The following is a 12,620-nucleotide window of genomic DNA, read 5'->3' on the forward strand; positions in this document are numbered from 1 at the left end:
CGGGCGAAGCTTAGAGCGAGGATGCACCAGCATCGCGGGCGAGCGTCGCCTCGGGGATCAAGGTGCCATCTGCAACCACGCGATAATCATGGCCCTTCCATGTCACGGCACCCGAGACGAAGCTCCAGGTGAAGTTCATGAAGGAGAGGATGTCGCGAATCGGCAACAGCCAGTAGGGATGCGGAGCGAGACCGAAGGCACGCTCCAGGCGGATGCAGAGGATGATGCGGCAGGCGAGCGCGAAGGCCGCCACCGCAAGGGCCGTGGCGCCGGCGCCGGGGATCAGCGCGCCGATGAGGGCGAGCGGAAAGGCATGGGTGACCAAGGAGCCGGCGTAACCGGCCGGGTCGACGTTGCGGATGGTCCGGTTCCAGCGCAACTCGTGACTCCACAGGCTGGCGAGGTCCGTGTCGACGCAGGTATGGCCGATGGTGAAGTTCGGAATCGCGACCACGCCGCCCTTCGCCCGCAGGGCTTCGCCGACCGCATAATCGTCCGCGAGGTCGTTACGGAACGCCTCGAAGCCGCCGATCTCGGCGAGCGCCTCGGCGGTGAACGCGATGGTGGAGCCGAAGCACGGATTGGCGAGCCCCAGGGACGTGCCCATCACCACGTTGGGTAGGAATTGGACATCGATGGCGAGGGCCGAGAGGTGGGCCCAGATACCCCGATGCGCCGGCACGCCGTGATACAGACAGGTGACGCCGTTGACGCCGGGCTGACCGAGTTCGGCGACGAGGCGGCCGAGGTAGTCCGGCTTCACCACCATGTCGCTATCGGCGAGCACGATCACCTCATGGGCGATCAGGCCCGACATGTTGATGAGGTTAGAGACTTTGCGGTTCGTGCCGTGCTGGCGCGCGTCGATCACGAGGTCGAGGCGCTTGCCCGGATAGGCGGCCTGGAGCCGGCGCACGACGGCGATGGCCGGGTCTGCGGCGTTCTGAACGCCGAACACGACCTGTACCGGTCCGGCATAGGCTTGCTGGCAGACGGTCTCGAGATTCTCGTAGAGGTTCGGCTCGATGCCGCATAACGGCTTCAGGATCGTCACCGAGGGAGCCGCCGCACCGAGCGCCGGGGCCGGTTTGCGCGCGAAACGCCCCGCCAGCACGGCGGCCGTCAGACCGTACAGGCAGCCGACCAGGGCGATCAGGGGCAGAAGGTGCGAGAGCCAGGTCAGGTCCATGAGGGGCATCGCTCGGTCACGGGTCTCGTGAGAGTGCCGCGGGATCGAGCGGCGCGAATGATTCGAAGATCGGGAGGAAGAAAGTCCGGCCTCTCTCGCCGGACTCTAAGGCGCTGGTTTGACGGCGAGCATGCCCGTGGTGCGATCGCGCAGAAATGTCAGAAGCGCGTCCGCGCCGCCGGCCTTCAGCGGTTCGGCGAAGCTGCCCCGTAAACTCGCCACTTCGCTGACGTTGCCGTTGAGGTAGACGTCCTGGACCCGGTTATCCGGGCCGAGAAGGAAATCGACCTGCGAGGTGTCTCCGTCCCGGTTCGCGACCTCGGTCTGGACCATTCGGTTCGGCCCCCGCGTCTCGCTTTGCGGCTTGACGCTGAAGATACCGCCCGCCGCCTGCGCAAGGCGCGTGGCGTAGGTCGCGGTGAAGTACCGGCCGAATGCCTCGGTGAGGGCGCCCTGCTGCTCGGGGGTGAACGCCTTCCACTTCGGACCAACGGCGACGCGGATCATTGCGGGGAAATCGAAGGTCTCGGCCAGGGTGCTGCCGATGCCGTCCGCGCGCGCCTTCACGTCCTTCGGGCTGTCCTTCAGGGCCGATTCGAAGCGTGCGTAGGTCTTGCTGATCGCCGCAACGGCCGGATCTTCGGCGGCTAGGGCAACGGTGCCGCCCTGGATCAGGCCGGTCACCAGTAGGGCGAGGGCGATGCGTTTCAGGCGCACTTCTTGAAGTCTCCCAGATCGTCGTCATTGCGGATCCGGGCAGCGCCGAGATCGCTGGCCAAGCCATAAACAGGAACCGGGATACGGATCTCGCGGAGCAGGCCGGCTTCGGCTCTGGGCTCGGGGGCCTCTTCCGCCACCGCGGAGCGGCCCTCGAGAGCGTGCCAGGCGAAGAGTCCGGGAACGCCGACGAGGAGGTCCGCGAGTCGCTTGACCAGCGACAGGGCGAGGGCCGCCTCGGCCGGAATTCCGAAGATGGCGCAGAGGGCGATCAGGCCGCCTTCCTGCGCGCCGAGGGCGCCGGGTACCGCGAAGGCCGCGCCGCGCACCGCCTGAGCCAGGCTCTCGATCACCACCGCCTCGACGACGCTCACGGGATATCCCATGAAGTGCAGGGCGACATAGACTTCGATCGTGCCAATCAGCCAGCCGCCGAGATGGATGCCGATACCTCCGGCGACCCGCAGGTGCTGGCCGTAGAGGCGCTTGAGGCTGGCATAGAGCACGTCGATGGCGCCGAGCGCCTGCCACTCGCGGGAGCCGGCGAAGCGGGTGACCAGGGCCTGGACGACCTTGTGGCCGCTGCGACGCTGGATGAGGTAGAACGCCCCGAGGGCGGGTGCAGCGAGTGCCAGGCCGCCGGCCACGGTGCGCACGATCGGTCCGTCGCCGGCGAGCCAGACCAGGAGCGCGACGCCCGCCACGGTGAAGATGAACTGGGTCACCGCCTGGGTCATCAGGTCGACGAACATGCTGGCCCCGGCGATTCCGCCGGGAACGCCGCGCTTGGTCAGCAGTCGGGCGCCCACGAAATCACCGCCGACCTGCGCCACCGGCAGCAGCGTGTTGATCCCCTCGCGCACGAAACGCAGGGTGATGCAGTCCCGCAACGTCGGGCGGGAAACCTTCGGAAAGATCACGAACCAGCCGAGGCCCGCCCAGGCCACGGCGACGGCGCGCGCGACCACGACAATCAGGGCACCCCAGCCGGCGCTCACGACGGCGGCGGCCACGTCTTCGAGACCCGAGGACAGGAACAGGCCGACGACCGTGCAGAGACCGGCGATCAGGGCCAATGTCGTCAGACGCTTCATGGTCCCCTTTCGGCCAACGGCGCGGGGATCTCGGACGAAGATCCGCCGTGTTTCCGTCAGCAAAAAACCGCCGGAAACGGTGAACGTCTCCGGAAGTTGCAGCTTTGGGAACCGTTGTCTATCACCCCGGAGACACAGTCAGGACCAAAGCGGCGCAGGGCTCAGGGCCCCCGAATCAGCCGTCGATGTGCACAAGGGAATGGGAACCGATGGATCGCGAATCACACATCACGGCCGACGAGGCCGTGCGCGACGAGACTCGGGCGGAGCAGTACGGCCATGCCGGTCTCGACGCGGGGCGGCTTGCCGCCCCGAGTTCCCCGGTGATGGCCTGGAACGAGTGGGATCCGCTGGAGGAGGTCATCGTCGGAAGTCTCGACGGTGCGACCATCCCGACACACCACCTCACGGTGATCTTCAACCTGCCGCGGGCGGCCCAGCCCTTCTACCGCTTCGCCTCCGGTTTCCGGTATCCGAAGTTCATGAAGACGCTCGCGCAGAAGGAGCTCGACAACTTCATCACGATCCTGGCCGGTGAGGGCGTGAAGATCCGCCGTCCGGACGCGGTCGATTTCTCGCGCAAGTTCAAGGCGCCGCGCTGGTCTTCGCGCGGCTTCTGCGTCGCCTGCCCGCGCGACCCGTACCTCGTCATCGGTGACGAGATCATCGAGAGCCCGATGTGCTGGCGCTCACGCTACTTCGAGGGCGACGCCTACCGGTCCCTCTTCAAGGAGTATTTCCGGGCCGGCGCGCGCTGGACCTCGGCCCCCCGTCCGCAGCTGACGGACGAACTCTACAATTACGACTACCGGGTGCCGAACCTGAAGGCCGGCGAGCCCATGCAGTTCACCGTCAACGAGTTCGAGCCCGTCTTCGATGCGGCGGATTTCGTGCGCTGCGGCCGCGACCTCTTCGTCACGCGCTCCAACGTCACCAACCTGATGGGCATCGAGTGGCTGCGCCGCCACCTCGGGCCGGGCTTCCGCATCCACGAGATCGAGAGCCGCTGCCCGCAGCCGATGCATATCGACTCCTCGTTCATGCCCCTGGCCCCCGGCAAGGTGCTGGTGAACCCGGACTATATCGATGTCGAGAAGCTCCCGGCCGTCCTCAAGAAATGGGACGTGCTGATCGCGCCGCGCCCCGATCCTGTCGAGGGTTTCATGAGCAAGATCTCGATGTGTTCGCCCTGGACCTCGATCAACGTGCTCGCCATCGACGAGAAGAAGATCGTCGTCGATCAGAGCCAGCCGACCCTGATCAAGGCCCTGAAGGACTGGGGCTTCGATCCGATCCCGGCGCCGTTCCTGTCCTATGGCCCGTTCGGTGGCTCGTTCCACTGCGCCACCCTCGACGTGCGTCGGCGCGGAACGCTGAAATCCTACTTCTAGGGTTTCCTTCGTCTCAGATCGGTCGGCAAAGGGGGCGCCTGGGGCGCCCCCTTTCTCGTCTCAGCGGGCGACGCTGTAGACGGATGCGGCAGCCGAAACCGGCGCGGTGACGGTGGAGAAGACGGAGAGGACCTTCTGGACCTCGGTGAAGGGGGCGTTGGAGACGTAGACGAGGTCGCGGTTGCGCATGCGGAAGGCCTGGGTGAGGAACAGGCTGTTGGGGTCGCGCATGTTGATGCGGTAGACCACCGGCACCAGGGGGGTGCCCAGCAGCGGGCTGCCGGGCTTGAGGCGGCGCACCACGGCGGCCGGCTCGAAGCGGAAGATGAAGGTGCCGGTCGGGTCCGCCTGGAAGTCGGACAGGCCCCGCGCCTTGGCCAGGGCCTGGGCCAGCGTGATGCCCTCGGCCTGGAACGCGATCTCGGTGGAGTTGCCCAGGGCGCCCACCGCCAGGAAGGTCTGGGGGTCGCGCACCAGGGTGAGGGTGTCGGCCGGGCGCAGGAAGATGTTCTCGGCCGGGTTCGACACCACGGTGGTCAGGGGCACGGTGGCGGTCTGGGCGCCCCGCGAGAGGCGCACGAAGGTCTCGTTGACGGGCGCGCGCACGCCGCCGGCGGTGGCGATGACGTCGAGGAGCCGGTCGCCCTTGCCCGAGAGCGGCACGCGGGCGCCGGTGACGGCCTCGCCGGTGACGGTGACGGTCTGCGAGACGGACTTGGTCACCGAGACCAGCACCTGGGGCTGGATGGCCTTGCCGGCCAGTTCGGTCTCGATGAGGCCCTGCACGTCCTGCGGGCGGCGCCCGGCGACCTGGATGCGTCCGGCGTAGGGCACGGTGATGGCCCCGTCGCGGGGCACGACCTGCTCGGGAATGAGGGCGGACTTGGAGCCGGCCGAGAAGCGGTCGGCCACCAGCGGCCCGGAGAACAGGCCGCCGGAACCGGCTTCCCAGACGGAGATGGCGACGTAGTCGCCGACGCCGATGACGGGTTCGAGGGAGGGGCGCCGGTCGCCGAAGGAAGCGAGCAGGCTGTCGAGGGCGCGCCCGCGCAGGGCTTCGATGGTGGCCGCGGACAGGTCGACGATCTCGTAGCGGGCGAAGGTGCCCTCGCTGGTCGAGACGTCGGCCCCGTCGATCACCGCCCCGGTCGTCGGGCCGGCGGCGGGCAGCAGCGACGAGCAGCCCGAGACCAGGCATGCCGCCAGGGCCGCCAGGGTCACATTACGCACCATTGTCATTCTCCCGACCGGAGCCGCCGAGGCGACGGTCCGGCGACGACGTTCACCCGGCGCGAGACGCGGGCGGCGCCGTTGCTAAGTTCATCCGCTGGTGCAGCCATGGCGGCGGCGGGCCAGGACGACCGCGTGACCAGGGGTCGTTCGCAGACCCCTCGACTCTCGCCTGATACGCGCTCAAACGCTGCGATCGGTTTAACGGATCATCCAGCTATCCGAGTCGACGCTGCGTTCGGATCACCTCCGCTGTCGGTCCCCATTGCGTCACAACGGTGGCAAGGCCACGCTTGCCTTCTGTGAGACCTGCTCCATGGACGCACGCAATTGGCGGCCGAGTCCGCCGGCGCTGAGGTCGCGCCGCATGGGGGCGGTATCGGACGCGGTCCCGAACCGGAAGATCGCGTAATCGGTCGTCGTGTCCTCGAATCCCGGCCGGCAGTTGGGCAGGGACGGCGCGTGGTCTCCGAAGATGCAAAGCGTCGCCGGCAGGGTCTCTAGGCTCGCGATCAGGGTCTCGACCGCGCGGCCGGTATTCGCCACGTGGGTGAGATACTGCGCCAGGGGGTCGTCGATGCCCGGCAGGCGACCCGGCTTCCAGGGGCCGTGGTTCTCCATGGTGACGCAGAACAGGAACAGCGCCCCGTCGCGGGCGTGTATTTCCGCCAGCACGCGCTCGGCGAGCGCCGCGTCGCTGATGTAGGGTCCGAAGCGGGGCGCGCCGGAAAAGTCGTCCTCCATGACGAGGCGATCGAAGCCGAGGCGGGTCACCACCTCCGCCCGGTTGAAGAAGGCCCGGTGAAACGGGTGGACGAACAGCGTCCCGAAGCCGGCGTCGCGGGCGCGCGCCGGCAGGCTCGTCGGCTCGCGCCCACCATGCGTGAGGTAGGGATCGAAGACGCCGAAGCCGAGGTCGTCGGCATCCTGCCCGGTGAGGACCGCATGCTCGGTGCGCATGGTGTAGGCGCCGTGCGCCGGCACACTCAGGCGCCCGTACTGGCTGGCCCGTGTCCGGACGACCTCCATAAGCGGCAGGGGTGGACCACCGAGGCGCTGGGGATCCATGAAGGATTCGAGTTGCACCACGACCATGACGGCATCGTCACCGCGGCCCTGTACGGGTTGTCGCGGTACGAGATCGGCGCGGCGCCCGGCCCGCCAGCGCAGGGCATAGCCGACGATCGTCGCGGGTAGGCCGAAGCGGGCGACGTCCGCCTGCAGCGCCGGCTTGGGGAACAGCCTGGCCAACCCACCCGCGATTCGCCCGGTGCCCGAGAGCGCCACGAGCGTGAGGAGGAGGAGTGGCAGCGTCAGGACCGCCAGCACCGCGACACTTGGTTCTGCCGGCAGGATCGTCGGCTCGATCGCGTACCATGCGGCCACGAACAGGAGGCTGACGCCGATCGGTCCCGCCATCCGGGGGTCCGTCAACGGGTGGGTATAGTAGAGCTCCGGATGGCGCGGGACCTGACGCAGCAGTGCGAAGTCGCTGAAGACCAGGGGCTCGCCGATGATTCCCCGCTTCAGCCGGCTGATGACGGCGAGGATCGCCACCGTCAGCACGCAGGAGAAGCCCGCGAGCCAGGGGCGCCAGGAGAACTGGAACCAGAACGCCATGAGGAGGCCGTAACCCGTCAGGCGAACCGCCAGGTCCGTCGGGCGGCGGGAGACCGGCCGGGTCCGTCCGCCCTCGACGGCCTCGACGGCGAGGCTGAGCCCCAGCGCGACGATGAGGCTTGCCAGCAGCGTCATCGCGGACGTCCCCCTGCCGGTGCGTCGGCCTTCGTGATCCCGCGCTTGCGCCGCAGCCGGCGAACGATCGGATTGAGGAGGGCGTAGCGTGCTCGCATGAGCAGGTGTGCGCCCTGGCTCAGCGCGAGCCTGGACGGCCCGGCGGCATCCCGGGCTGCCGAGAGGCGGTCGAGGAGCTGTTCGGCCGAGCACGGCTTCATCGCGACGGGGTCCAGGTAGAGCGGATAGAGGAGGAGCGCGCCGGCCACGAGCTCGTCGAGGGCGAGCCGGCGGCCACGGTCGGCACCGGGGGCGAGATCCTCGCTCAAGCCCCAGCCGGCGTAGAATGGGCGGCCGTGCACCGCGACGGACAGGCCCCGGATCAGGGCCTCGAACCCGGCGAGCGACGTCATGGTCTCGACATGGTGCGCCCGGTCGAGGAGGTCGACGATCGACAGGCCGCCGACGATCCGATCGGCGAGGGTCAGCGCCTCCGCTTCCGGGATCGCTCCGGGGCGAAACCCGGCCTCGACGTCCGGGTGCGGCTTGTAGAGCAGGAACGCGTCCGGGTTGCGGGCGCGCGCCGCCCGGAGCAAATCGCGGTTCGAGCGCACCACCGGCGATCCGTGCATCACCGAGGCATCGTCCTCGACCTGACCCGGCACGAGCACGATACGCCGGTCGCTCGGCCAGGGGGCGGCCTCGTCCGTGAGCCCGACATTGTACTTCGTGAGGCGCCGGGCGATCACGCCCTCGCGCAGGGCCCTGGCGCGGGCGACGAGGTCGGGGCCGAAGGTGGCGGTTCGCAGGATCACTGCGAGCCGGCTCTCGGTGCGCGGATCGTAGTAGATTCCGCGATCGTCCACGACGATCGAGGCGCCCGGCTGCAGGCTCGCCCCAAGCCCGACCGAACGCAGGAACCCGTCCTCGACGCGGGACAGCGGAAGGCCCTCCTCGGCGCAGAGGGGCGCCAGCCGCTCCGGCATCCGCGTGGCCCAGGCGACCACGCGAGCCTGGCGCAGGCGCGCGGCCGCGACGGCGTCCTCGGCCGTCATAGTGTGAATGGGCCGCCCGGAGGGACCATCCATGAACACGTCGAGGGCGGGTCGCTTCCAGCCCGAGATACCGACGAGCACCGTTGGCCGGCCGTTGTCCGCGAAGCGGTCGCACAGCCACGTCACCCGCTCGAGGCAATCGGCGAACGGGATCGGTGCGCGGGTCCAGGGATCGAAGTAATGCACGCCCGCGCCGTAGCCGGCCGTTCCGCCTTCATCCGGCCTCTGCACGGGTTCCGCCGCGCCGGAGCCATCGAGGCAGACCACGTCCGCGCCGGCGAGTTGGGCCTCGCAGGCGAAGCGCCGATCCGCCACGAGCACCCGGCGCATCCGTGGGAACAGGGCCCAGGGGTCGACGGGACCGGTGATGACCCGCAGGCGCGGTGACGGCGTCCCCGGCAGGGCGGGACATCCGGCACTTCCCGCGACCACGAAGGCTTCGTCCGGGAACCGCGCACGCGCGTGGGTGACGAAGGCGCTCAGACGCGTCCGGGACCGTGCGAGATGTCCCTCGGCCAGGATCAGCGATGGCGCCGAAAGGCCGGCCAGCGTGTCGGTGATCGTCGAGGTCTCGCCGCGCACGAAACGATTGCGTCCGAAGGTGCGGGCCGCGCGCAAGGCCTCGCCATCGATGCCCCCGCCCTCGATGCCCTCACCGCCGACCGGCGCGCCGGCCAGGGACAGGCGCAGGCTCGCCATCCCGGTCGCGGGTGAATCGTAGGGCGAGAGCAGCGGCCCGGGCTCCACGCGGAGCGCGGGACGGCCGAGCCGCGAAGAGAGGTTCCACAGGGGATCGTGATCCCAGACGACGGGGCTCGCGCCGCGCTGCCAGGGGGCCGCGAACCCGATCCCCGTGGCGGCCGCGATCTGCCCGCGCAGGGCCTGGATGGTCCGGCCTGTGGAAAAGACCGATGACGGCAATGGCGAGGGCATGGGTCCGTTCGATCGCGGCGACTGGCCGCTGCCTTACCACCTTCCCGAGCCCGAGGGGGATGGCGGAGCCAACTTTCCGTTCGCCCCGTTCCGGATGACACCTCGAGCGGGGCGTTCGCGCAGGGCGTGTGGACGAAACCGTTGCGCGGGGACCACAGGGTCAGGGAATCCCCACTCGGCCCCACCGCCGCCCAATTGATGAGATGGATGTGCCGTGCGACGGAATATCCCGTGCAAGGCGGCCCGTGCGTTGACGGGCGCAGGAGCAGGCGTCCCAGGAATGCTTCAGCCCCGCGCAGACGTGCATCCCGGTGCAGAACCGCATCACGACGCTGACGCGCATCGCGGCGGGCCCGCGACCTTCCTCTTCCTGCAGGGTCTCGCATCCCCGTTCTTCGCGGATCTCGGTCGCGCCCTCTCCGAGCGCGGGCACCGGGTCCGGCGCATCAACATCTCGTCCGGCGACTGGTTGTTCTGGCGCCTGCCCTCCGAGAATTATCGCGGAGCCTTCAGCAATTGGGGTGCATACGTCGCGAACTACATCCGCGAACACGGCGTCACCGACATCGTCCTGTTCGGGGATTGCCGCCCTTACCACGTGGCCGCCACGCAGGCGGCCAAGCCGTTCGGCGTGCGCATGCACGTGTTCGAGGAAGGCTATCTCCGGCCGAACTGGATCACCTGCGAGCTCGGGGGCGTCAACGGACACTCGTCATTGCCGAAGACCGCCGACGAGATCCGCGCCGTCGCCCGGCGGCTGCCGCAGCCCGGCCGCGCCATGCCGTCGAGCGGGGACATGGCCCGCCGCAGCCTGTGGGATGTCGCCTACAACATCGCGAATTTCGGCTTTCCCTACTTCTTCCCACATTTCCGGAGCCACCGCCCGCACCACATCGCGGTGGAATATGCGGGCTGGATCAAGAAGTTCTCCCGCCGCGGCCGAACCCGCCGCGAGGCGTCGGGCCTGAACCAGGCCTACGTGGCCATCGAGGCCGATTACTTCCTGCTGCCGCTCCAACTCGACAGCGACTACCAGATCCGGGTCCACTCGCCCTTCCTCGGGGTCGAGGCCTTCATGGATCGGACCATCGCGTCCTTCGCCGCCCATTCGGTGGCTCCGGCGCGCCTGCTCATCAAGTTGCATCCCCTCGACAGTGGCCTCATCAACTGGCGCAAATACGCCCGGCACTCGGCCAAGCGCCACGGCGTGAACGACCGCCTCGACATCATTGACGGCGGCGACCTTCCCAGCCTGATCGCGGGCAGCCGGGGCGTGGTCCTGGTCAACAGCACGGTCGGCATGCTCTCGCTGGAGCTTGGACGGCCGACCTATGCCGCCGGCGCGGCCATCTACAACCTGGCCGGCCTGACCCATCAGGGCGGGATCAATTCGTTCTGGACCGCACCGACGCCGCCGGATTCCGAGCTGATGTCCGATTTCCGGCGGGTGGTCCTGCACCGGTCGCAGGTGAATGGCGGCTACTTCTCGCATGCCGCCATCGCGCGGGCTGTGGCCGGGACCATCCCGCGCCTTGAGGCCACGCTGCCCGCCTCGGCCCTCGCCGCCGCCGCTTCGATCCGTGAGGCGTCCGATCCGGCGCAGGAACTCGCGCCGGTCTATTGATCCGGCGCCGGCCCCCGCGCTAGCACGCCGCATGTCCGTTACCCTGATCACCGGCGCGTCGAGTGGCATCGGCGCCGCCCTCGCCCGCCACTATGCCGAGCCCGGCACGACGCTGATCCTGCATGGTCGGGACGCGCCGCGCCTCCAGGCGGTCGCCGAGGCCTGCCGGGCCAAGGGCGCCCGGGTCGAGACTGCGCGCCTCGACGTCCGGGACCGGACCGCCGTCGCGGCCTGGCTCCAGGCGCTCGACGCCGCCCATCCCCTCGACCGCGTCATCGTCAACGCGGCGATCAACGGCGGCGACCCCGGCGGGGATGTCGAGTCCATCGAGATGGCCTTCGAGACCGTGGACGTGAACCTCGTCGGGGCGCTCAACGTCGCCCTTCCCTGCGTGACGCTGATGCGGGCCCGGGGCCGTGGCCAGATCGCCCTGGTGTCGTCGCTCGCGGCCTTCGCACCGCTTCCCGACGCTCCGTCCTACAGCGGCACCAAGGCCGCGCTGCTCGCCCACGGTCTGGCGCTTCGCGAGAAGCTGAAGCCGTACGGGGTGCGCATCAACGTCGTGACCCCCGGCTACGTGAAGACCGCGATGGGCGGCGAGTACCAGGGCTGGCGCCCCCTGGAGATCAGCGCGGCGGATGCCGCCGCCCGGATCGCGCGGGGGCTCGCGCGGGACCGGGACATCGTCGCGTTCCCGTGGATCCTGGCCGCCGCCGCCCGGGGCGCGGCTCTCTTGCCGGAACGGCTCCGGCGCCTCGGCATGAGCGGATTCTCGTTCAAGATCCGGGTCGGCCGATGAAGCGCCCCCGCCTCGCGCTCTTCGTCCTGGAGGCGCTGCCGAACGCCCGAGCCGTGCGCCGGTTCGTGGCGGACCATGCCGACGAGATCGCCTTCGTGGGCCTCTCGAACGCGGAGCGGCCGAGTACGGGCGGCCTCCTCGGCCAGGTCCGCCGACACCTTGCCCGCTCGGGTCCGGCGATCCTGCCCTATCTCGCGGTGAACTTCGGCCTGCCGGACCTGCTGGCCCCGGTCTCGGGTCCGCTGCGTCGGCTGACCGGTGCGGGACCGGCGGTGAGCGCCACGCCCCTGAAAGACCTCTGCCGGGATCTCGGCATCCCGACTTCGAGGGTCGACGACGTCAACGGTCCGGAGGTGGCACAGGCTTTCGCGAGCCATGCCCCCGACCTCATCGTCACCTTCCACTTCGATCAGATCCTGTCCGGGCCGACGCTTTTGCGGGCGCCCCTCGGCGGCCTCAACATCCACCCCGGGTTACTGCCGCGCCATCGCGGACCCGTGCCGACCATCCATGCCCTGGCGGAGGACACGCCAGATTTCGGCGTCAGCGTGCATCGCCTCGCGGTGACGATCGACGCGGGTGCGCTCCTGGCACAGAGCGCGGTTCCACTATCGGGCGACACCACGGCGACGCGGGCCGCGATCCTGCTCCACGAGGAGGGACGGCGGCTCCTGGAGGGTGTGCTGACGCAACTCGGCGACGGAACGCTCGGTCCAGGCGAAACGCTGCCGATCCTGCCCTATTGCCCGTTCCCGGACCGGAGATTGCTCGCGGACCTGCGTCGGCGCGGGCGCAAGCTCACGGATCGACGGGATCTGAACGAGGCCCTGAGCCTCAGCGCCCGGGCCTGATGT

General features: G+C 69.3%; 10 protein-coding genes. 4 read left to right on the plus strand and 6 right to left on the minus strand.

The window, feature by feature from the left end:
• Positions 1 to 10: 10 nt before the first annotated feature.
• From hpnI to OF380_RS01465, 3 genes are all read right to left on the minus strand, one after another.
• A complete protein-coding gene (gene hpnI, locus OF380_RS01455) occupies positions 11 to 1,189 on the minus strand; it encodes a bacteriohopanetetrol glucosamine biosynthesis glycosyltransferase HpnI (RefSeq protein ID WP_404810587.1) in 1,179 nt (392 codons plus the stop codon).
• A 105-nt stretch (positions 1,190 to 1,294) separates the two neighbouring features.
• Complete coding sequence (locus tag OF380_RS01460) at positions 1,295 to 1,906, minus strand: MlaC/ttg2D family ABC transporter substrate-binding protein (RefSeq protein ID WP_264049017.1); 612 nt, start codon at positions 1,904 to 1,906, stop codon at positions 1,295 to 1,297.
• A complete protein-coding gene (locus tag OF380_RS01465) occupies positions 1,897 to 3,000 on the minus strand; it encodes a flippase-like domain-containing protein (protein WP_264049018.1) in 1,104 nt (367 codons plus the stop codon). Before OF380_RS01465 ends, OF380_RS01460 begins: the two co-directional genes overlap by 10 nt.
• Positions 3,001 to 3,209: 209 nt before the next feature.
• Here OF380_RS01465 and OF380_RS01470 point away from each other — a divergent pair, with 209 nt between their 5' ends.
• The gene (locus tag OF380_RS01470; protein ID WP_264049019.1) at positions 3,210 to 4,391 is read left to right on the plus strand and encodes an amidinotransferase; all 1,182 of its coding nucleotides are present in this window, start codon (positions 3,210 to 3,212) and stop codon (positions 4,389 to 4,391) included.
• A 60-nt stretch (positions 4,392 to 4,451) separates the two neighbouring features.
• Here the strand turns inward: OF380_RS01470 and OF380_RS01475 are convergent, their stop codons facing one another.
• The 3 genes from OF380_RS01475 to OF380_RS01485 form a co-directional block, all read right to left on the minus strand.
• Positions 4,452 to 5,624, minus strand: coding sequence for a polysaccharide biosynthesis/export family protein (locus OF380_RS01475; RefSeq protein WP_264049020.1), 1,173 nt, complete (start codon positions 5,622 to 5,624; stop codon positions 4,452 to 4,454).
• A 267-nt stretch (positions 5,625 to 5,891) separates the two neighbouring features.
• A complete protein-coding gene (locus OF380_RS01480; RefSeq protein ID WP_264049021.1) occupies positions 5,892 to 7,376 on the minus strand; it encodes an LTA synthase family protein in 1,485 nt (494 codons plus the stop codon).
• A complete protein-coding gene (locus OF380_RS01485) occupies positions 7,373 to 9,343 on the minus strand; it encodes a capsular polysaccharide export protein, LipB/KpsS family (protein ID WP_264049022.1) in 1,971 nt (656 codons plus the stop codon). Before OF380_RS01485 ends, OF380_RS01480 begins: the two co-directional genes overlap by 4 nt.
• Positions 9,344 to 9,623: 280 nt before the next feature.
• Here OF380_RS01485 and OF380_RS01490 point away from each other — a divergent pair, with 280 nt between their 5' ends.
• From OF380_RS01490 to OF380_RS01500, 3 genes are read left to right on the plus strand one after another with little or no spacing between them, the layout of a single operon-like run.
• Complete coding sequence (locus tag OF380_RS01490; RefSeq protein ID WP_264049023.1) at positions 9,624 to 10,967, plus strand: capsule biosynthesis protein; 1,344 nt, start codon at positions 9,624 to 9,626, stop codon at positions 10,965 to 10,967.
• A 31-nt stretch (positions 10,968 to 10,998) separates the two neighbouring features.
• On the plus strand, positions 10,999 to 11,766 hold the full coding sequence (locus tag OF380_RS01495; protein ID WP_264049025.1) for an SDR family NAD(P)-dependent oxidoreductase: 768 nt from the start codon (positions 10,999 to 11,001) through the stop codon (positions 11,764 to 11,766).
• Complete coding sequence (locus OF380_RS01500) at positions 11,763 to 12,617, plus strand: formyltransferase family protein (protein ID WP_264049026.1); 855 nt, start codon at positions 11,763 to 11,765, stop codon at positions 12,615 to 12,617. The genes OF380_RS01495 and OF380_RS01500 overlap by 4 nt, the downstream gene beginning before the upstream one ends.
• Positions 12,618 to 12,620 lie beyond the last annotated feature (3 nt).

Origin of the sequence: Methylobacterium sp. FF17 (assembly GCF_025813715.1) — a bacterium.
In the GTDB taxonomy this organism is placed as follows: Bacteria; Pseudomonadota; Alphaproteobacteria; order Rhizobiales; family Beijerinckiaceae; genus Methylobacterium; species Methylobacterium flocculans.

Bases quoted from the DNA above. Each gene is read 5' to 3' on its own strand.
- OF380_RS01495 (WP_264049025.1), top strand. From the start codon at position 10,999: ATGTCCGTTACCCTGATCACCGGCGCGTCGAGTGGCATCGGCGCCGCC.
- OF380_RS01480 (WP_264049021.1), bottom strand. From the start codon at position 7,376: ATGACGCTGCTGGCAAGCCTCATCGTCGCGCTGGGGCTCAGCCTCGCC.
- OF380_RS01485 (WP_264049022.1), bottom strand. From the start codon at position 9,343: ATGCCCTCGCCATTGCCGTCATCGGTCTTTTCCACAGGCCGGACCATC.
- OF380_RS01490 (WP_264049023.1), top strand. From the start codon at position 9,624: ATGCTTCAGCCCCGCGCAGACGTGCATCCCGGTGCAGAACCGCATCAC.
- hpnI (WP_404810587.1), bottom strand. From the start codon at position 1,189: ATGGACCTGACCTGGCTCTCGCACCTTCTGCCCCTGATCGCCCTGGTC.
- OF380_RS01470 (WP_264049019.1), top strand. From the start codon at position 3,210: ATGGATCGCGAATCACACATCACGGCCGACGAGGCCGTGCGCGACGAG.
- OF380_RS01475 (WP_264049020.1), bottom strand. From the start codon at position 5,624: ATGGTGCGTAATGTGACCCTGGCGGCCCTGGCGGCATGCCTGGTCTCG.
- OF380_RS01465 (WP_264049018.1), bottom strand. From the start codon at position 3,000: ATGAAGCGTCTGACGACATTGGCCCTGATCGCCGGTCTCTGCACGGTC.
- OF380_RS01500 (WP_264049026.1), top strand. From the start codon at position 11,763: ATGAAGCGCCCCCGCCTCGCGCTCTTCGTCCTGGAGGCGCTGCCGAAC.